Annotated in this window: 15 protein-coding genes and 1 pseudogene; 12 read left to right on the top strand and 4 right to left on the bottom strand. The window is 63.3% G+C overall.

Annotated elements, in window-relative coordinates; genetic code table 11:
• Window positions 1-48 precede the first annotated feature (48 nt).
• Window positions 49-1554, top strand: a pseudogene (locus PSH87_RS16175) (winged helix-turn-helix domain-containing protein).
• Here the strand turns inward: PSH87_RS16175 and PSH87_RS16170 are convergent.
• On the bottom strand, window positions 1501-4263 hold the full coding sequence (locus PSH87_RS16170; protein WP_305434328.1) for a winged helix-turn-helix domain-containing protein: 2763 nt from the start codon (window positions 4261-4263) through the stop codon (window positions 1501-1503). The pseudogene PSH87_RS16175 and the gene PSH87_RS16170 sit on opposite strands and share 54 nt — an antisense overlap.
• Window positions 4264-4320: 57 nt before the next feature.
• Complete coding sequence (locus PSH87_RS16165; RefSeq protein ID WP_026136755.1) at window positions 4321-4719, bottom strand: helix-turn-helix domain-containing protein; 399 nt, start codon at window positions 4717-4719, stop codon at window positions 4321-4323.
• Between the two features lie 204 nt (window positions 4720-4923).
• Here PSH87_RS16165 and PSH87_RS16160 point away from each other — a divergent pair, with 204 nt between their 5' ends.
• The 6 genes from PSH87_RS16160 (at window position 4924) to PSH87_RS16135 (ending at window position 11865) form a co-directional block, all read left to right on the top strand.
• Window positions 4924-5832, top strand: a complete 909-nt coding sequence (locus tag PSH87_RS16160; RefSeq protein ID WP_017736396.1) for a LysR family transcriptional regulator — start codon at window positions 4924-4926, stop codon at window positions 5830-5832.
• Window positions 5833-5981: 149 nt separating this feature from the next.
• Window positions 5982-6941, top strand: coding sequence for a hypothetical protein (locus tag PSH87_RS16155; protein WP_305430215.1), 960 nt, complete (start codon window positions 5982-5984; stop codon window positions 6939-6941).
• Window positions 6942-7762: 821 nt separating this feature from the next.
• Window positions 7763-8353, top strand: coding sequence for an antibiotic biosynthesis monooxygenase (locus PSH87_RS16150; RefSeq protein WP_305430213.1), 591 nt, complete (start codon window positions 7763-7765; stop codon window positions 8351-8353).
• Window positions 8350-10188 (top strand): amidohydrolase, encoded by a 1839-nt coding sequence (locus PSH87_RS16145; protein ID WP_305430212.1) that lies wholly within the window; start codon window positions 8350-8352, stop codon window positions 10186-10188. The genes PSH87_RS16150 and PSH87_RS16145 overlap by 4 nt, the downstream gene beginning before the upstream one ends.
• Window positions 10189-10215: 27 nt before the next feature.
• The gene (ycaC, locus tag PSH87_RS16140) at window positions 10216-10830 is read left to right on the top strand and encodes an isochorismate family cysteine hydrolase YcaC (protein WP_016980087.1); all 615 of its coding nucleotides are present in this window, start codon (window positions 10216-10218) and stop codon (window positions 10828-10830) included.
• A gap of 153 nt (window positions 10831-10983) precedes the next feature.
• Window positions 10984-11865 carry a LysR family transcriptional regulator gene (locus tag PSH87_RS16135; protein ID WP_305430210.1) on the top strand — a complete coding sequence of 294 codons (882 nt, stop codon included), beginning with the start codon at window positions 10984-10986 and terminating at the stop codon, window positions 11863-11865.
• On the opposite strand, the gene PSH87_RS16130 is transcribed toward PSH87_RS16135, so the two are convergent.
• Together PSH87_RS16130 and PSH87_RS16125 are read right to left on the bottom strand one after the other, a co-directional pair.
• Window positions 11852-12889 (bottom strand): AraC family transcriptional regulator, encoded by a 1038-nt coding sequence (locus tag PSH87_RS16130; protein WP_305430208.1) that lies wholly within the window; start codon window positions 12887-12889, stop codon window positions 11852-11854. The two genes, PSH87_RS16135 and PSH87_RS16130, sit on opposite strands and share 14 nt — an antisense overlap.
• 1 nt (window position 12890) lies before the next feature.
• Entirely contained in the window at window positions 12891-13805 is a 915-nt protein-coding gene (locus PSH87_RS16125) for a GGDEF domain-containing protein (protein ID WP_017736159.1), read from the bottom strand.
• Between the two features lie 403 nt (window positions 13806-14208).
• Between PSH87_RS16125 and PSH87_RS16120 the strand changes: the two genes are divergently transcribed.
• The 5 genes from PSH87_RS16120 to PSH87_RS16100 all read left to right on the top strand — a co-directional run bounded on the left by PSH87_RS16120 (window position 14209) and on the right by PSH87_RS16100 (window position 20690).
• Complete coding sequence (locus PSH87_RS16120) at window positions 14209-16722, top strand: TonB-dependent receptor (protein WP_017736160.1); 2514 nt, start codon at window positions 14209-14211, stop codon at window positions 16720-16722.
• Between the two features lie 143 nt (window positions 16723-16865).
• A complete protein-coding gene (locus PSH87_RS16115) occupies window positions 16866-18728 on the top strand; it encodes a phytase (RefSeq protein ID WP_305430207.1) in 1863 nt (620 codons plus the stop codon).
• Between the two features lie 46 nt (window positions 18729-18774).
• On the top strand, window positions 18775-19467 hold the full coding sequence (gene tolQ, locus PSH87_RS16110) for a protein TolQ (protein ID WP_305430206.1): 693 nt from the start codon (window positions 18775-18777) through the stop codon (window positions 19465-19467).
• Between the two features lie 15 nt (window positions 19468-19482).
• Window positions 19483-19929: a protein TolR gene (tolR, locus tag PSH87_RS16105; protein ID WP_207046889.1), complete on the top strand. Its 447-nt coding sequence runs from the start codon at window positions 19483-19485 to the stop codon at window positions 19927-19929.
• Window positions 19926-20690, top strand: a complete 765-nt coding sequence (locus PSH87_RS16100; RefSeq protein ID WP_305430203.1) for an energy transducer TonB — start codon at window positions 19926-19928, stop codon at window positions 20688-20690. The genes tolR and PSH87_RS16100 overlap by 4 nt, the downstream gene beginning before the upstream one ends.
• Window positions 20691-20695 lie beyond the last annotated feature (5 nt).

Raw genomic sequence — 20695 nt, 5'->3', positions numbered from 1 at the left:
TGCCAGCATTGTCCTGTCACGGCGAGGTGGCAAGATAGCGCCAAGCCCATGGAAAAGGATGCGCAAACGCCCAAGGCCGGGTGTTTCAGCGCTTTATCGACATGCACAACACGCCCACGGTGAGCTTCGGCCGCTACACCTTTCACCCGCAGCAACGGCTGGTCAGCAAGGCTGGCTTTCCGGTGCCGCTGGGCGGGCGGGCGCTGGAGATTCTGGCAGTGCTGCTGGAAGCGCCGGGGCAATTCGTCAGCAAGGACAGCCTGATCGCCCGCGTGTGGCCCAACAGCGTGGTGGAAGAAAACAACCTGCGCGTGCACATCGCGGCCCTGCGCCGTGCCTTGGATTGCCAACCCTGCATCATCAACGACCCCCCAGCGCGGCTACAGTTTTGTCGCACCGCTGCACAGCGCTGCGCCTGCCGCCAAGCCCCGGCACAATCTGGCCGTGCGCCTGAGCCCGCTGATCGGTCGCGACGAAGTGTTGGGGGGGGTGGTGCGGCGCCTGTCCGGGCAACGCCTGATGACCCTGACCGGGTGCGCCGGCGTGGGCAAAAGCAGCCTCGCACTGGCCCTGGCCGAACGCGTGCTGCCGCGTTATCGCGATGGCGTGTGGTGGGTGGACCTGGCGACGGTGCAAGCACCGACGCAAATGCTCCGCCATCTGGCCAAGGCGTTGGACCTGGAGCCCTGCGCCAGTGCCCAGGCATTGTGCAAACCCCTGGCGACACGCCAACTGTTGTTGGTACTCGATGGTGCCGACTTGCTGCTCAGCGCCTGCCGTCACCTCGTGCGCACACTGGCGCAGTACGCGCCCCAGGTGAGCGTGTTGCTGAGCAGCCGTGAAGCCTTGCACCTGCCCGGTGAGTGGGTGCAACGCGTGCCCGTGTTGGCACTGCCGACCCCGTGCGGCTGGGGCAGTGTCGAGCAGGCGATGGCCTCTCCCGCCGTGCAGTTGTTTGTTGCACGGGTACGCGCCAGTCAGCAGGGCTTTGTGTTGCGCGCCCAGGACCTGGCGCCGCTGCGGGATATCTGCCGCAGTCTGGATGGCATTCCCCTGGCCCTGGAGCTGGCGGCGGCCCAGGTCGAAGCCCTGGGCCTGCACGGTGTGCAGACGCAATTGCGCAGCAGCTTGCAGGTGTTGACGCGGGGCCGCCGCACGGCGGTTGAACGTCACCAATCCTTCGCCGCTGCACTGGATTGGAGCTACGCGCGCCTGAGCCTGCCGGAGCGTTGGTTGTTCCTGCAATTGGGCTTGTTCAAGATGGCCGTGACCTTGCCCACGCTGACCGCGCTGGTGGCGGGCACCGAGCTGGAACACGCCGACCTGCCGTACCTGCTGGCGCGGCTGGTGGGCCTGTCGTTGCTGGCCCAGGAACCGGGCCCCGGTCCCGCGCGTTATCGGTTGCTCAACAGCCTGCGCAGCTACGCCCTGGCGCAACTGCGCGATCCCGCACAGGTGGCGCGTTTGCAGGCGGGTTATGGGCATTACCTGGGGCCGTTTTCAGGCCGGTCGTTTGTCCTGCAACTCGTCGAGCAGGCCGCGTACGCGGAGTAGGTCGGCGGTGGCAAACCCTTCGGTGAAACGCCCGTACACCGACACCAGCAGATCCCGCGCCGCCTGCACGCGGCCTTGCCCCTGCCACAACCGCGCCAACGCCGTGGCGCTGCGCAATTCCCAAGCGAGCGCGCCTTGCTGGTGTGCCAGACCCAGGGCCTCCAGCAACAGGGCTTCGGCGGCACGGCTGTCGCTGAGGCGTTCGGCGCGCCCCCGCAGGATCTCCGCAGTGCACCAGCCGGCGGCGCCGTTGCGGGCGCGTTCGAACACGGCGTCGCTCGGCTCGAGGGCGTTGAAGGTGACGAGAATATCTTCCACCAGCCCCAAGCCCTGCACATCGGCGACCCGCGTGGTACCTGCGTAACAGCGCGCCCAGGTATGGAACAGTTGTACCGAGTGTTTTTGTGCCTGTTGCAGCAGCAGGTCCATGTGCGCGCGGGTCGTGGCGGCGTCGCCGTTGTAGCGGGCGATCACCACGCCGGCGAGGGCCAGGGTGTAGCAGATCGACGTGCCATGGTTGATCTGCAGCGCCAACGCCAACGCCTGGTCGGCGATACGGGCGGCGCGCTCCGGGAAACCCCGCAGCCACAGGATGCGCGCGAGGATGGTCAACGACGCCACGCTCTGGTCGTACTGCACGCCGAAACCATGGGTAAAGCGGTTCAGATGGCCGCTCTGGGCCATGCGCTGGATCACCTGCTCGGCGTTGTGCAAGGCCAGCGCCTGGTTGCCGGCGAAGTGTTGCGCGAGCACCCGCAGGCGTTGTGCGCTGAGGTCCAGCAAGGGTTCGGCCTGTGGCCCCAGCTGGTCGAAGTGCAGGCTCTGCGTCAGGGCTTCGCGATAGTTGCCGCAGCACAGGTTCACCGCCATATGCCCCGACACGGCGCGCAGCTGGCCGGCGAGGTCCTTGCCCGCTTCGGCCAGGCGCCGTGCACAGGCAAAGGCGTCGATGGTCTGCGGCGTGCCGCCCTGGGTGTGATAGGAAAAACTGCCCAGCGCCAGTTGCAAGGCCATATGCAGGCGCTGGCTTGGCGTTGCCGATTGCCTCAGCCGCGCCAGGGCCTTGCCCACGTACAACCCGTGTTCGCGCAGCAGCGACAACTCTTGCCACAGCGGCATGGCGCTGACGGTGAGACGAATGCCCAGCGAGTGCACGCCATGGTCGCCAAGGCCCCAGTCGAGGGCGGCGCGGATGTCTTCGCGCAGGGGCGCATAGCGGTCGATCCATGGTTGGGTCGCGATCAGCTCCCAATCGTCCTGCGCCTGGTTCATCAGGCTCAGGCAACGCTCGGCGTGGCGTGCGCGGGTGACGTCGAGCTCGCCGGCGCTGCTGAGTTTTTCCAGGGCGTAGGTGCGGGTGATGTCGTGCAGGCGATAGACCACCTCGTCATCGCCGGCCTCGACATTGAGCAAGGACTTGGCCACCAACTGCGTGATGGAGCCCAGCACTTCGACGGGCGCCACCTGTTCCCCGGCGATCACCGCCGCCGCGCTGGCCAGACTGAAGCCGCCGCGAAACACCGCGAGACGACGCAGGCAGATCTGCTCGCAGCCGGTGAGCAGCGCGAAGCTCCAGTCCAACGTGGCGCGCAGGGTTTGCTGGCGGGGCAGGGCACTGTCTCGGCCGCGGGTGAGCAGGCGGAAGTTGTCTTCCATCTGCACCAGCAGGCCCGGCAGGCCGAAGCGTTCGATCTGCGCGGCGACCAGTTCGATTGCCAGGGGGATGCCGTCCAGGCGCTGGCAGATATCGATGGCCAGCGGCAGTTCGGCGTCGCTGAGGGCAAAGCTGTCCTGATGGGACATCGCCCGTTCGATCAACAATTGCAGGGCCGGGTAACCGAGGGCCTGGGCGCGGTTGCCGGTGGCGGGCGGGCACGCCAGCGGTTCCAGGCGCTGCACGGATTCGCCCTCGGCACGCAGCGCTTCGCGGCTGGTGGCGATGATGTGCAACTCGGGCGCGTGGCGCAGCAGGGTTTCACTGATGAGTGCGATGTCGTCCAGCAGGTGCTCGCAGTTGTCGATCACCAGCAGCAATTGCCGGGCGTGCAGGCTGCGGGCAACGCTGAGCAACGGCTCTTGCTCGCTGAGGGTGAGGTCGAGCAGGGCCGCGAGGTTGGGCAGGATCAGCGCCGGCGCGCTCAGCGGCGCCAGGTCGAGCAGGCGGATGCCGTCGCGGTAGTGCCCAATGAGCAGTTCCGCCACCCGCAGCGCCACGGTGGTCTTGCCGATGCCGCCGGCGCCGGTGAGGGTGACGAAGCGTTGTGCGGGCAGTTGCTGCACCAGTGCATCGATCAGCGCCTGGCGGCCGATCATGCGCGTGCGCCGCAGCGGCAGGTTATGGCACGGGCGTTGCGGTGCGCCTTCGGTGGGCAGGCTCATGGGTTCGATGCTCAGTGGCGCGACAAAACTGTAGCCACGCTGGGCCACGGTCACGATATAGCGCTGCCCGGCCTGGCCATCGCCCAAGGCCTTGCGCAGCGCGGCCATATGCACCCGCAGGTTGCCGTCCTCCACCACGCTCCTGGGCCACACGCGGGCGATCAATTCCTGCTTGCTCACCACATTGCCGGCCTGCTCCAGCAGGATCAGCAGGATCTCCACGGCACGCCGTCCCAGGCGCAACGGGCGGCCGCCTTCCAACACCAGGCGCTGACGCGGGTGGATGCGGTAGGGGCCGAACTGCACGGCCTGGTCGCTGAGGTCATTCATGGCGGCCATGCTCTGGGAAAAGGGTGTGGCCAGCATATTCCAGGCGTGTGCCAACCACTAGGCCGCAATCACTTGCGGCCTGTGACGCAATTGGTGATTTCGCCAGGTCATCGGGTTGACGCCTTCGCTGCGGGTGAACATGTGACAAAAGTGCGCCTGATCACAAAAGCCACACTCCAGGCTGATCTGCGTGAGGCTCAAGGCGGAACCGGTGATCAACTCCTTGGCGCGCTGGATGCGCTGTTGGCGAATCCATTCCTGCGGCGACAGCCCGGTGGTGCACTTGAACGCCCGGGAAAAATGGCTGCGCGACAGCGCGCAGGCCTGGGCCAGTTCGGCAATCGCCAGGCTTTCACCGAGGTTGGCGAGGATCAATTGTTTGGCAATCCGCTCACGCCGGGCGCACAGGCCGCCGGTCGCGGATAAACGGGGAGCAGTGTGCTCAAGTCGGGCCATGACGGATATCCGCAGTCGATGGGAGCGTTCCCGGTGAATGGATGCAGTGTAGACCGACACATTCTTGGCGCCAGACCGTCTGGCTGACGAGTTAATCGTTGTTAATTTCGCCAGGTTCGGGCGTTGAAAAGACAGCACAGCGATGCAATCCAGGCTGCGTGTTGCGTGCTTATCTGGCGGCTCGCCAACCGTTTGGATACCGCCATGAACCGCAACGACCTGCGCCGCGTCGATATGAACCTGTTGGTGATTTTCGAAGCGCTGATGTTCGAGAAGAACCTGACCCGGGTCGCCGAAAAACTCTTCATGGGCCAACCGGCGGTGAGTGCGGCACTGGGGCGCTTGCGCGATCTGTTCGACGACCCGTTGCTGCTGCGCAACGGGCGGGGCATGGAGCCCACGCCACGCGCCGTGGCGATACTCAAGGAGTTGCAACCAGCCATGGACATCATCTCGGGCGCCGTCAGCCGCGCCAAGGATTTCGACCCTTCCACCAGCTGCGCGGTGTTTCGCATCGGCCTGTCCGACGATGCCGAGTTCGGTTTGTTTCCGCCGTTGCTCAGTCAGCTGCGTGAAGAGGCGCCGGGGATTGTCGTGGTGGTGCGTCGTGCCAATTACCTGCTGATGTCGGCGTTGTTGGCCAGTGGCGAGATTTCGGTGGGGGTGAGTTACACCACGGAATTGCCGGCGAATGCCAAGCGCAAGAAGCTGCGGGATATTCCGTGCAAGGTGCTGCGGGGAGATGGTGGGGAGGCGCCGCTGACCCTGGATGATTATTGCGAGCGGCCCCATGCGATGGTGTCGTTTTCCGGGGATCTGAGCGGCAATATCGATCTGGATTTGGCGCGTATTGGCCGGGCGCGGCGGGTGGTGTTGGCGGTGCCGCAATTCAGTGGGTTGCGGGCGTTGCTGGCGGGGACGCAGATTATTGCGACCGTGCCGGATTATGCGGCGTGTGCGTTGACCGAGGGATCGGCGTTACGGGCGGAGGATCCGCCGTTTGCGATTGAGGCGGCGGAGTTGTCGATGGTGTGGAGTGGGGTGCATGACAATGATCCGGCGGAGCGGTGGTTGCGTGGGCGGATCGGCGAACACATGTCGCGAGTGCTGTAGGTTCGGTAGCTGATCAGTCAACGCCACGTTGAAAGCCACAGGTATTGACACCCAGTAAAGTCTGAGCTTTGTGCGCGCTCCGTCTGACAGCTTGTTTGGGCAAAGGCTTTCTATCATGGGCTTACTTTCCAGAGAAGGCAGTCACCCATATGCGCATTGACCATTCACCGTTGATATCACACATAGCCCCTGAAACGTCTGTTTCCACACCGGGAACACCGACGGATCGCCAGGCTGAAGTGCAACGGAGTCGCCTGCATGAGATGCACGGCAACAGTCAGTTGTTGGCAGGGCGTGCCAGCACTTCGCAAACCACCACGTCGAAACTTGATAAGGTGAGTGAGCCAAAACTTCAAATAAACAAACACGCTAGCTCGCCGAATGGGCTATATGGTGTAAGTTACTATATTTCTACGCCTGACCCTGGATTGAGTAATATCACATTTCCAATCATTATCGATGAAGGGGCTCAACGTAAGAGCAGCAAGGATGGCGGGATCTATTATGCGATGCAGTTTGGCGTCAATGATGAAAGCGGCAAAAAACTGGGGGGCGGCTACATTGGTATGCAGCCACGAGGAGATGGCAAGGCGCTGATTACGTTTTCTGGGTTTGGCCCCCATTTCAGCGCTCCAAAAGGTCGTGACGGGGCGGATGGGGGACCAGGCGCCAGCAATAGCACATTGGTGGATTTTAAATTTGGTCATAAATATAACCTGACAGTGGCGCGAGATCCCGATAATCCCAAGAGGCTAAAGGCCTATGTTCAGGATGTTACGGATCCCGATAAACTTGGGCCCATGCAGCATGTTAAAGATCTTGATGTCGATCAGAAAGTTGCATTGGCTGGCTCCAATACCGGATTTGTCGAGCACTATGGCGCAAAGATCGACCGTAGCTCACAAATTGCAACGACAAGCGGTAGTTTTTTTGCTCCCTTTAGTACTGATGATAAAGGCAATGTTAAAAACGGTTCAGTTAACGGTACCGGGTTGTATGGCCGATTCGCGAATTCAATGACTGGTGGTCAAGAAATTACCAAAAGATCGGGGAGGCGTACTCAGGTGAAGTTTTCTTTGCAGGGGGTTGGTTATGAAAAGAAGACCTGAAGTTTAGAGTCGTAGGCGTTGTTGTTGTTGTTGTTGTTGGTGGTGGTGTGTATATCCGTTATTTAGGTAACGGCGGCTTATGGTTCCGCTCTTACAGCGGGTCACTTTGGAAAAGCCGGAATGCCGGCCCAGCCCAAAGTAACCAAAGGGCTCTTGCCCCAACACTCGGCACCTCGCCTAGGCTCGGTGTGCCCGAACGCAGGCTTGAATCCGTGGGCCGCCGCAATGGGCCATCCATGGCCCAGTGCGGCTAACCCGGCGTCCTGCCGGGTTGCCCACGGATTCAAGCCTGCGTTCGGCCAGCGTGTTTGACGGGGCAAGTAAGATCAAAAGCCAGAGCGCGGCGGCCTAGTAGCCGACCGGTATTTGTCCTGTCGAGCTCGGTTCAAAATGTGGGAGCTGGCTTGCCTGCGATGCAGGCAATTCGGTACATCAGGCACACCCAGTTGATGCCATCGCAGGCAAGCCAGCTCCCACAGGAGAACGCGCACGCTTCATCGATCAGGTCGGCTGTCAGGCCGCCTCGCTTTGCTTTTGATTTTGATCTTGGGCGCCCCGTTAAACACGCTGGCCGGAATTCGACATGGATTACGGGCATGCCGAGCCTGGGCGAGGCACCGAGTGTTGGGGCAAGAGCGTTTTGCTTACTTTTGCGCTCTTCAAAAGTGAGCCGCCGTAAGGGCGGAACCCTAAGCCGCCGTTACCCAAATAACGGATATGTACGCAGCCCACCCCAAACAGCACATACATCCAATTCCCCCCAAGTAATCCCTACCAAACTCCCCCCATCGCTCAACTCTCCAGGGGGGGAATCAAACACCATGGACCCAACACCCAAAACCAGCCCCGACGAAGTCGTCACCCTGGTCGTCAAACACCTCATCAAACCCGGCCACGAAGCCAATTACGAAGCCTGGCTGCGCCGCATCGTGCGCATCGCCGGCGAACGCCCCGGCCACCTCGGCGTGGACGTCGTACGCAGCAAACAAAACCACCTCGCGCTGTTCACCTGCGTCCTGCGCTACCGCTCCACCGATGCCCTGGAACGCTGGCTCGACTCCCCCGAACGCAACGACCTGATCGCCGAAGCCGCCCCCATGCTCGCCGACGGCGACAACACCGAAATCGGCGCCGTCAACGAGTTCTGGTTCAACCCCGAAACCGAACACGCCGCCAAGCCGCCACGCTGGAAGCAAGCCGTGGTCACCCTGTTCGTGATCCTGCCCCTGACCCTGCTGATCCCGATCATCTGGGGCCCGGTGCTGCGCCTGCACCCGTTTCTCTCCAACTACGTGGTCGCCACTTTCCTGATCACCCTGACCATCGTCCTGCTGGTGGTCTACCTGCTGATGCCGGCCGCCACCCGCCTGTTCGCTCCCTGGCTTGAAGCCTCTGTAAAGGAAACCCTATGAACGCCGACCTGATTCTGTTCAATGGCCAGTTCCACACCGTGGACCGGGAAAACCCGCGCGCCACCGCCGTCGCCATCCACCAGGGCCGCTTTGTTGCCGTCGGCACCGACGGTGAAGCCATGGCCCTGCGCGGCAGCGGCACCCAGGTCATCGACCTCAAGGGCCGCACCGTGATCCCCGGCCTCAATGACTCGCACCTGCACCTGATCCGTGGCGGCTTGAACTACAACCTGGAACTGCGCTGGGAAGGCGTGCCGTCCCTGGCCGATGCGTTGCGCATGCTCAAGGACCAGGGCGACCGCACCCCGACGCCGCAATGGGTGCGCGTGGTCGGTGGCTGGAACGAATTCCAGTTCGCCGAAAAACGCATGCCGACCCTGGACGAATTGAACCAGGCCGCGCCAGATACCCCGGTGTTCGTCCTGCACCTGTACGACCGCGCCTTGCTCAACCGCGCCGCCTTGCGCGTCGCCGGCTACACCAAGGACACGCCGAACCCGCCGGGCGGCGAGATCGTGCGTGACAGCAACGGCAACCCCACCGGCATGCTGGTGGCGCGCCCCAACGCGATGATCCTGTATTCGACCCTCGCCAAAGGCCCGAAACTGCCGCTGGAATACCAGGTCAACTCGACCCGCCAGTTCATGCGTGAACTCAATCGCCTCGGCCTGACCAGCGCCATCGATGCCGGCGGTGGTTTCCAGAACTACCCCGATGACTACGCGGTGATCGAGCAACTGGCCAAGGACGAACAGTTGACGGTGCGCATCGCCTACAACCTGTTCACCCAGAAGCCCAAGGAAGAACTCAGCGACTTCAAGAACTGGACTGGCAGCGTCACCCTGCACCAGGGCGATGACTACCTGCGCCACAACGGCGCCGGCGAGATGCTGGTGTTCTCGGCCGCCGACTTCGAAGACTTCCTCGAGCCGCGCCCGGACCTGCCGCTGACCATGGAGCAGGAGCTGGAACCGGTGGTGCGCCACCTGGTGGAGCAGCGCTGGCCGTTCCGCCTGCATGCCACGTATGACGAGTCCATCTCGCGCATGCTCGACGTGTTCGAGAAGGTCAACCGCGACATTCCATTCAATGGCCTGCCGTGGTTCTTCGACCACGCGGAAACCATCACGCCGAAAAACATCGAGCGTGTGCGTGCCCTTGGCGGCGGTATTGCGATCCAGGACCGCATGGCATTCCAGGGCGAATACTTCGTCGAGCGCTACGGCGCCAAGGCGGCCGAAGCCACGCCGCCGATCAAGCGCATGCTCGCCGAAGGCGTGCCGGTCGGGGCGGGCACCGACGCCACGCGGGTGTCGAGCTACAACCCGTGGACCTCGCTGTACTGGATGGTCAGCGGCCGCACCGTCGGCGGCCTGGAGCTGCACGCCGAAGGCTTGCCGCGCCTCACCGCGCTGGAACTCTTCACCCATGGCAGCGCCTGGTTCTCGTCCGAGCAGGGCAAGAAAGGCCAGATCAAGGTCGGCCAATTGGCGGACGTCGCCGCACTGTCGGCGGACTTTTTCAGTGTCGATGAAGAAGCCATCAAGTGGATCGAATCGGTACTGACCGTGGTCGGCGGCAAGGTGGTCTACGGCGCCGGCGACTTCGAAGACTACGCCCCACCGCGGGTGCCGGTGCTGCCGGACTGGTCGCCGGTGGTCAAGGTGCCGGGTCACTGGCGTCCAAGTTCGCCGTTGCAGGCGCAAGTCCACCAATGCAGCGGCCCCTGCGGCGTGCATGTCCACAGCCACGAAAAGGCACGGCTTTCCAGCGTGCCGGTCAGCGACTTCCAGGGCTTCTGGGGCGCGTTTGGCTGTTCCTGCTTTGCTTTCTGATTTCCCATCCCCGTAAGGAGTTGAACCATGGCTAGCCCACGCTTGAACAAAGATGACGCGGTTGTACTGTTGGTCGATCACCAGACTGGCCTGATTTCCCTGGTCCAGGATTTCTCCCCCAACGAATTCAAGAACAACGTCCTGGCCCTGGCCGATGTGGCGAAGTTCTTCAACCTGCCGACTATCCTCACCACCAGCTTTGAAAGCGGCCCCAACGGCCCGCTGGTGCCGGAACTCAAGGAACTGTTCCCGGACGCGCCGTACATTGCCCGGCCTGGCCAGATCAACGCCTGGGACAACGAAGATTTCGTCAAGGCGGTGAAGGCGACCGGTCGCAAGCAGATCATCATTGCGGGCGTCGTGACCGACGTGTGCGTGGCGTTCCCGACCCTGTGCGCGCTGGAGGAAGGCTTTGAAGTGTTCGTGGTTACCGATGCCTCGGGCACCTTCAACGAAACCGTGCAACAGGCCGCCTGGGCGCGCATGACCGCTGCCGGTGCACAACTGGTCAACTGGTTCGCCGTGGCCTGCGAGCTGCAGCGCGACTGGCGCAACGACATGGAAGGCTTGGCCAACCTGCTGTCGCCGCGCATTCCCAACTACCGCAACCTGATGAACAGCTACTCGGCGTTCACCAAATAACCCCACCCGCAAAACACCGCTGAACCCTGTGGGAGCCGGGCTTGTGTGGGAGCGGGCAAGCCCGCTCCCACATAAGCCAGCTCCCACATTTTGGTTTGTGGTGTTGCGACTAACCGGTTATACAACCGCTTAAATGTCCACCGAGAAGCGACAATGAACCCCTTTGAAGACATGCGCCTGTTCTGCCAGGTCATGGAGTCCGGCAGCTTCACCGCCGCCGCCGAACAGCTCGGCCTGTCCAAGCAGTTCGTCAGCCGCCGCCTGATCCAGCTGGAAGACCGCCTCGGCGTGCGTCTGCTCAACCGTTCCACCCGCCGCCTGGATGTCACGCCCCTGGGCCAGAGTTACTACGAATCGGCCCTGCGCCTGCTCGGTGAAGTCGAGCAAGTGGAGCAGGGCATCGCCGGGCAGAACAGCGAACCGCGCGGCACCATTCGCCTCAGCGCGCCGTTGTCGTTTGCCATGGCCCACCTGGGTTGCCTGTTGCCGCTGTTTTTGCAGCGTCATCCGCAAGTGGCGGTGGAGGTCGATCTCAGCGACCGCCCCGTGGACCTGATCGGCGAAGGCTACGACCTGGTCTTGCGCATCGGCACCCTGGAAGACTCCACCCTGATTGCCCGCCGTATCGCCAGTATTCCCCGGGTGTACTGCGCCAGCCCCGACTACCTGGCGCTGCGCGGTACGCCGCAAAAACCGGAGGATCTCGCCGCGCACGACTGCCTGCCTTACGGCCATGGCCGCCAGGTGCAATGGCGCTTCAAGGGCCAGGTGCAGGCGCTGAATGTGAGCGGGCGCATGCGCGTGAACAACGGTGATCTGTTGCGCGACACCGCCATCGCCGGTCTGGGCGTGACCTATCTGCCGACCTTTATCGTCGGCGACGCGCTGAAGGACGGGCGCCTGGTCAGCGTATTGGACGAATTCGCCCCCGAAGACCTGACCCTGTCGGCGGTGTACCCGCAGCACCGGCAAAGCTCACGGCCGGTGCAGGCGCTGGTGGAGTTCTTGCGCGAGCGGCTGGCTAGCGGCTGTTGAACAGCTGGCGGATCAGGTTGGGTGTGCTGCCGGTCCAGCGTTTGAACGCGCGACGGAAGTTCGCCGCATCGTTGAAATTCAAGTACGCCGCCACTTCCTCATTGCTGTAGCCCTTGACCTGGTACAGGTGCAACGCCACCTGCTTGCGCACCCGGTCCACTTGCTGCTGAAACCCGGTGTCGTGCTTGTGCAGCTTGCGCTTGAGGGTCGCCGGGCTCATGGCGAACGCCTGCGCTGCCTGTTCCAGGCTCGGCGGTTGGCGCACCAGGTCGCGCAGGTAGTCGTCGAGGCAATCGAGAAAGCTGGCGGCAAAGCCCAACTGTTCGATCTGCTCACGGGCCTGCTGGCGCGCGACCTGCCCAGCCGTGACGGACGCGCCCGGCCACGTGCGGGTGAGGTATTCGCGGGGGATGCAGAGCATGTCCAGCGGGCGTTCGAAGCGCGTGTCTTCGCCCAGGTGCACCCAGTACTGCTCGACATAACGCGGCTCGGCATGGCTGAAACTGGCCACCCACGGCAGGCGTTCACCGCTGAGCCATTGGCTCATGGCAACCAGCGAGGTCATGCTGGCTTCGAGCAGGAAACGCCAGTGTTCGCCGGCACCACAACTGTCCAGCCAATACAGGTAGGCGTGGTGCTCATCCAGCGCCAATTGCAGGGTGACCAGCGGGCTGAGCAGCACTTGCTGCTGGATCAGGATGTCCAGCGCCTGATGCAGGTTCTGCGCGTGGCCCAAGGCATGGCTGGCCGCGCCGTAGTAGCCGGGCAGCAAGCGTTGGCCGAACAGGAAGCTGCTGTCGTCGGCATCCAGCAGTTTGCGGCTGTTGCCGATCAGGCCGAGGAACTGCTGTGGGCTCAGCCGCGCAGTGCCCGCCAGGATGTCCTCATGAAACAGCCCGGTGCCGCGCAGCAGGCGATGGCTGTCGATGTCCCGCGACAACGCCAGGTCGATCAGGGTGGCGGGTTGGTAATGCCCCGGGATGAAGCGGCTGTCGGCTTCATACCAGTCGGTTTTCACCGCCATCTCAGGCGCTTTTCGCAAGCGGTTGCTTGGCGCGGGCCAGCGCCAGGTTGAGGCGCTTGAGTAAATCCTGCGGCGCCTCGTCCAGGGCCATGACCACGGCGGTGGTCGCCGCCAGTTGCAGGCGTTCGCCTTGCAGCCGGGTCTTGTGGGCGAGGGCGCGCACGGTCTGTTGCAGCTCCAGCGCAAGTAGCTGGGCCTGGCGTTCGCCGGTGTTGGGCAGCAGCACCACGAAGCGGTCGCCGGCCAGGCGGCAGAGCAAATCCTGACGGCGCAGGTTCAGCAACAGCACATGGCTGAGGGCTTGCAACACCGCATCGCCTTCGGCATGCCCATAGGCCTGGTTGATGGCGGCGAAGTTGTCCAGGTCCAGGGCCAGCAGCGACAGCGGTTGCTGCTGCTCCTGGCTGTCACGCAGGCTGTCGGCGAGCTGGCGCTTGAGGTAGTCGGCGCCGGCCAGGGGCGTGAGTTTGTCGAACAGGCGATGCTCGCGGAACAGCCGCTCGCGTTTCTCCATCTGCGCACTGATCGCCAGTTGTTCGCGGTGCCAGTGGTAGATGCCGATGGTCAGCAAAATCATGCCCACCGGCATCGGCCCGGACTCGAGCCAGTGGTCCCAGGTGATGCTGTCGGGCAGGCGGATGAACTCGTCGAGGCTGTCGATCCACCACGAGAAAAAGATGCACGACAGGCCCAATGCCAGGTAGTTGGTGACGCGCCCGGCGGGACGGCTTTTCAGCACCAGGCCGAGCCACACCAGGGCGAGCAGGGCGGAGCCGCCTTCGCCGAAGATGTCCAGCCACACCCATTCGCTGAAGCTTTTCAACTCGCCACAGGCCAGGTGCAGGATCAGCCCGAGGTTGGCGGCGATCAGCAGCAGGGAGAGTTTCCAGCGGTGGGGTTTGAGCACGGAGAACATGGCCGGCGTCCTTGGGGTAATTCAGTCGTGGGCGCCAGCACAGCAGATGGTTGTGACAGTTGCGTGACGGGGTGGGTGGGTCGAATCAGCTCATGTCCTAAGCACCATTCACTGGCAAACACAGATCAAATGTGGGAGCTGGCTTGCCTGCGATGCAGACACCTCGGTCTTTCAGTAACACCCGGGTGATGCTATCGCAGGCAAGCCAGCTCCCACACAAGCCAGCTCCCACAGGTTGACCGAGGTCATTTCAGCTCATTTGTACGCTTGAGGTCGCTCCAAACCCCGGGTTATGGCCTTCACACGCTGTACCTGTCACAGAACCGTCATCCCCCACCCCTAGCTTGCCCTCCCAGTTGCCGGGCCTCTTGCCTGGCGCCAACGGATTCTTGGGGAGGATTGCATGTACAAGCGCACCGGGCTCGTCGGCTTCACGCTTACCGCCTTGGCCCTGGCCATGGCCAGCGAGCGGATCAACGCGGCCGAAGCGGCCACCACCGAGCACGTCGAAGTGGTCGGCCAGGCCGCCGCGATCGATTCGGCGCTGAAAGAACAGCGCACCGCCGACAGCATCAAGAGCGTGGTGCACGCCGACGGCGTCGCCCAGTTGCCGGATGAAAACGTCGCCGAAGCGGTGCAGCGCCTGCCGGGTGTCAGCGTCGAGCGCGACCAGGGCGAAGGGCGCTTCGTCAGCGTGCGTGGCCTGGGCCCGGACCTCAACAGCGTGACCATCAACGGCACCCTCGTGCCCGCCCCGGAAAGCGCACGCCGCGCCGTGGCCCTCGATGTGCTGCCTTCGGAGCTGGTGCAGTCGCTGTCGGTGATCAAGACCCTCACCCCGGACATGGACGCCAACTCCCTCGGCGGCACCGTCGATGTGCAAAGCCTCTCGGCCTTCGACCACAAAGGCCTGTTCTACACCGGCAGCAGCGAAGCCAGCTACGACAAGAACACCCACCAGACCAGCCCCAAATTCTCCGGCGCCGCCAGCAACCGTTTCAGCCTCGGCGACGGCATCGACAACTTCGGCGTCGCCGCCGCACTCAGCTGGCAGAAGCGCGACTTCGGCTCGGACAACGTTGAAACCGGCGGCGCCTGGGACTTCACCGACGGCGCCAAGCTCAACGAATTCGAACAGCGCGACTACGACATCAGCCGCGAACGCGCCGGTGGCGGCCTGAACTTCGACTACAAGCCCGACGACCTCAGCAGCTATTACCTGCGCACCCTCTACAGCCGCTACAAGGACACCGAGACCCGCAACTCCACCAGCATCGAATTCGCCGACCCACTGGCACCGGGCGAACTGGGGGATGCCGAAGGCAAGCGCAAGCTGAAAAATCGCGAAGAGACCCAGGAAATCCAGTCCTACGTCTTTGGCGGCGAACGCATGCTCGGCCTGTGGACCTTGAGTGGCCAGGCCGGTTACAGCCAGTCCAGCGAAGACAGCCCGGCGCACATCGCCGGCGCGACCTTTGACGGCGGCGACTTCGCCAACAGCGGTTTCTACGACAAGGACAAACCGCGCCCGATCATCGGCAGCGCTTTCTACGACGCGAGCAACTTCACCCTCGACAAGGTCGACTGGGAAAAACAGAACACCAAGGACACCGAGAAAAACCTGCGCCTGGACCTGGCCCGCGACTATGACCTGAGCGGCTACGCCTCGCAGTTCAAGTTCGGCGGCAAGGTCAGCCGCCGGCACAAGAGCAACGACCTGGAAGCCTGGGTCTACAAGGATTTCGACGAGCTGGGTTTCAGCGACGAACAGCTTAACCTCACCCAGTTCCAGAAGGGCACGGTGGATTATCGCCTGGGCAACTACGGCCCCGGCATCAGCCCCAGCAGCATCAAGCAGTTGATCGGCGGCCTCAACGCGGCGGACTTCTATGACGAGACCGAATCGCGGGTCAACGACTTCACCATCCGCGAAGACATCAACGCCGGCTACCTGATGAACACCATCGACATCGACGACTGGCGCTTCATTGCCGGCCTGCGTTACGAAGGCACCGAGTTCGAAGCCAAGGGCACCGGCGCCACCGATGGCGTGTTCACCGCCACCGACACCAAGCGCCGCTACCACCACTGGCTGCCGGGCCTGCATGCGCGCTACCAGATCGACAAGAACACCCAGGTGCGCGCGGCCTGGACCAAATCCGTGGTGCGCCCGACCTTCGGCCAACTGGCGCCGGGTTTTGTGATCGACGATGACGAAGCTACCTTCGGCAACCCGGACCTCAAGCCGCTGGAATCGAGCAACCTGGACCTGGGCATCGAGCACTTCATGGGCCGCGCCGGCACCGTTTCGGCGTTCGTGTTCTACAAGGACATCAAGAACTTCGTCTACAACACCGACCTCGCCGGCACCGGCGCCTGGACCAACTTCTCCGAGGCCCACACCTACGCCAACGGCGACAGCGCCAAGCTGTATGGCCTGGAACTGGCCTACTCGCAGAAGTTCGATTGGCTGCCGGCACCGTGGAACGGTTTGCTGGTGGGTGCCAACACCACCTTCAGCCGCTCCAGCGCCGACATCGAAGGCTTTGACAGCGCCAGCGGCGGCAACCGCAAACGCAACATCAGCCTGCCGAACCAGTCGGACACGGTCGGCAACCTGATGCTCGGCTGGGAAGACGACAAGCTCAGCCTGCGCCTGTCGGCCAACTACAAGTCGGCCTACCTGTATGAGCTGGCGTCGATCAATGACAAGGCCCATGACCTGCATGTGGATGCGCAGACCTTTGTGGACTTCAGCGCGCGCTATTCGCTGACCAAGAACCTGCAAGTGAGCTTCGAGGCGCAGAACCTGACGGATGAGTCGTACTTCGTCTACACCGGCCATCGTAGCTACAACGGCCAGTACGAAGAGTACGGCCCGACCTACAAGGTCGGCCTGACCTTCACCCACTTCTAAGCACCAACACCGATCTGAATGTGGGAGCTGGCTTGCCTGCGATAGCGGTGGGTCAGCTGCATCATTGCCAACTGATAGGCCGCATCGCAGGCAAGCCAGCTCCCACAGTTGATCTTCACTGTATTTGAAGGATTTGTTTGTTCATGAGAATTTCCAAGTTGTACCTGCTGATCGCATTGGCAACCTGCGGTCATGCCATTGCCGCTGATTTGGCCCTGACGCCTTGGGCTCCAAGCCTCAACGCCGAGGCCATGACGATCTTGAACACCCACACCCGCCTCGCCGCCAGAACCCGCGACGGCCTGCAACTGCTCGATGCCAAGGGCGCCGAGCTGGCGCGTTTCAACGGCAACTTCAGCAGCCTCGACACCCGCGCATCCGGCACGCAGACACTGGTGGCCAGCCTCGACAACGATCGCCAGCAAGCGCTGCTGATCAGCCTCGACATCGCCGCCAAAACCTTCGGCAAACCGCTCTACCTGCCGTCCCGCGACTACGCGGTGAACGGCCTGTGCCTGTACCGCGATTCGGCGGCCAACCTGTTTGTGTTCCTGGTGGGTGAGGAAGGCAAAGGCGAACAGTGGCTGGTGGGCACTGGCGCCACGCTGTTGAGCGAACCCCAGCGCGTACGCGGTCTGCCGCTGCCGCCGTCGGCGCAGTTCTGCCAGGTGGATGACGCGGCCAATCGCTTGGTGGTCAACGAAGAAAACGTCGGCTGGTGGGCCTACCCGGCGCACCCGGAGGCCGATGTGAAGCGCACGCCTGTGGCGGTGTTCGATAATCCCAAGCGTGAAGCCGGGGCCATGGCGCTGGTGCCGGGGGGTGTGGTGGCGCTTGATCCGAAGACCGCCCAACTGCATCTGTTCCAGCAAACCGCTGAGCGTTGGGTCGAGCAAGCGAGCCTGAACCTGCCGGGCCTCAAGGAGCCGGAGCAGCTCAGCATCAACGGCCAGCAGGTGCTGGTGCGCGATGACGACACGGGCAAGCTCTACCAGGGCACGCTCAGCTGGCAGGCCAAGCCGGTGCCGGTCGACGCAGTGATCCCGGAAGTCGCTGCCGTGCGCCAGACCGATCCGGTCGGGCGCCAGGGCGATGCAGCGGATGATCCGGCGATCTGGATTCACCCCGAGCAACCGGCCAAAAGCCGTGTACTCGGCACCAACAAAAAACAGGGCCTGCTGGCCCACGACCTCGACGGCAAGCTGTTGCAGGAGCTGGCAGTCGGGCGCCTGAACAACGTCGACGTGCGTCCCAACTTCAAGCTGGGTACGCAAACCGTTGACCTCGCGGTCGCCAGTAACCGCGATCACAACAGCTTGAGCCTGTTCAGCATCGACCGTCACACCGGCGAGCTGCGCGAAGCCGGTGAAGTGCCGACGCCGCTGAAGGCGATCTATGGCATTTGCCTGTTCCAGCCCGCCAGCGGTGAGATCTATGCCATCGCCAACGACAAGGACGGCACCTTCCTGCAATACCGCCTGAGTGCGCCGGATGGTCGTGTGCAGGGCGAGCTGGTGCGCCAGTTCAAGGTCGACAGCCAACCCGAAGGCTGCGTCGCCGATGACCAGCGTCAGCGCTTGTTTATCGGTGAAGAAGACGTCGGCGTGTGGGCCGTGGATGCCCGTGCCGATCAACCGGCCAAGCTCACCAGTGTGATCAAGGTCGGCCCGCAGCTGCATGCAGACGTTGAAGGCCTGGCCCTGTACCAGAGCGACAAACGCGACTACCTGGTGATCTCCAGCCAGGGCAATGACAGCTATCTGGTGGTGGATGCCGAGCCACCGTTCGCCACCCACGGCGCCTTCCGCGTTGGCCTCAACGCTGCGGCCGGCATTGACGGCGCCTCGGAAACCGATGGCCTCGAAGTCACCGCGATCAACCTCGGCGGGCCGTGGAGCCAGGGCATGCTGGTGGTGCAGGACGGGCGCAAGCGCATGCCCGAGCAAACCCAGAACTTCAAGTTCGTGCCCTGGGCCGAAGTGACCCGCACGCTGAAATTGCCCTGACCCGTCATCACCCGGTCATCACTTTTTATTCGAATAGGAGTTCACCATGCACGCGACGATGGAACATATGACGATCTGGGGGTTGATCAGCGACGCCAGCCTGTTGGTCAAGGCGGTGATGGTCACGCTGCTGCTGGCGTCCTTGCTCAGCTGGTACTTGATCATCCAGCGTGGCGCTGTGCTGCGCCGCCTGGAGCGCCAGTTGAATGGTTTTATGCAGCGCTTCCGTGCGGCCCCCGACTTGCAGGCGCTGTGCCGCGACACCGTGCAGGCGGGCGAGGGCGGCATTGCGCCGATCTTTATCGCCGGGGTGCAGGAATATCAGCACCTGCACAGCCATGATCCGGCCGTGCTCGAAGGCGTGGAGCGGGCCTTGCAAGTGGCGATCACCGAGCAGGAAATCGAACTGGAAAAGGGCCTGCAATTCCTCGCCACCGTGGGTTCGGTCAGCCCCTATATCGGTTTGTTCGGCACGGTGTGGGGCATCATGAATTCCTTCATCGGCTTGTCCCAGGTGCAGCAGGCCACGCTGTCCACCGTTGCCCCGGGGATTGCCGAGGCGTTGATCGCCACCGCCATTGGCTTGTTTGCGGCGATTCCGGCAGTGATCGCCTACAACCGTTTTGCCGCGCGTGGCCAGACCTTGCTCACCCGCTATTACGCCTTCGGCAATGAACTGCAAGTGCGCCTGCACCGCACGTTGCGCGGCACGTCGATCAACCTGGCCGTGGCCGCCTGAACAAGGAAACTTCCCATGTTGACCAGGCCGCAACGCAAGCACGGGCCCAAGGCCGAGATGAACGTGGTGCCCTATATCGACGTGATGCTGGTGCTGCTGGTGATCTTTATGGTCACTGCGCCGATGCTGACCCAGGGCGTGAAGATCGAACTGCCCAAGGTCGCCGCCGAGGCGTTGGCCACCGATACGCGTCAGCAGATCCTCACGCTGTCGGTGCAAGCCGACGGCGGTTACTACTGGAACCTCGGCGGCGAACTTGATACCCAGCACCAGACCGACAGCGCCGTGAGCCTGGAGGAAATGGGTGCCAAGGTCATGCAGGTGGTGGCAGCGCGCAGCGACACCCAGGTGTTTATCCGCGCCGACGACAACGCCGGCTACGGTCGCGTGGTCGCGGCCATGGCGGTGTTGCAGAAGGGTGGTGTCAGCAACCTGGGGCTGGTGACCGAGGCCCCGCAATGACGGCGATGATCATGCACAGTCCACCGCTTTCAATCGCGCCCAGGGACAGCGCCGGATTCTGGCGCAACAGCTTCGCCGCCAGCCTCGCGGTGGCGTTGCACGTCGGTGTGCTGGCCGTGCTGATGCTGGGCTGGTCGACGGAAAAGCCCGTGGTGGAGGCGCCACGGGTGATGCACACGCAGTTGGTCATGTTGCCGCCAGCCCCCGCGCCAGTGCCGGAACCGGTGGCCGTCGCAGCACCACCGCCACCGGAGCCGGTCGTCGTGCCGGTGCCGCCCAAACCCGTGGTCGATCCGCAGATCCAGGCGCAAAAACTGGAGAAAGCCGCCTTGGCACGCAAACGGGTCGAGGACAAGAAAATCGAGCAGCAACAGGAGCGCTTGGCCAGCGAACAGCGCAACCGTGAGTTGGAACAGCAGCGGTTGAACCAGGAACGCCTGGCCGCTGAACGCGCGCGTCCGGCGGCACCAGCAGCGGCGCCGGCTTTCGACAGCCGCCAGTACCAACCCTTGAGCAAGGAAGCGCCGGACTATCCCGAGCGCGCCCTGGACAAGAACATCGAAGGCGATTGCTCGGTGGAGTACACCGTCAACCCTCAGGGCCGCGTGGAAAACCCCAAGGTGCTGGACGGTTGCCACCCGCTGTTCATGCGCCCGTCACTGGCCGCCGCCAACACCTTCCGCTACCAGCCGCGCATCGTCGAAGGCAAGGCCGTCGCCGTACCGGCGGTGCGCAATACCTTCCACTACCGCATCAAGTAAACCGG

Source organism: Pseudomonas sp. FP453, from assembly GCF_030687495.1.
In the GTDB taxonomy this organism is placed as follows: Bacteria; Pseudomonadota; Gammaproteobacteria; order Pseudomonadales; family Pseudomonadaceae; genus Aquipseudomonas.
Note: the sequence above shows the minus strand (reverse complement) of the source record. Positions and strands in the feature narration are given on the sequence as shown.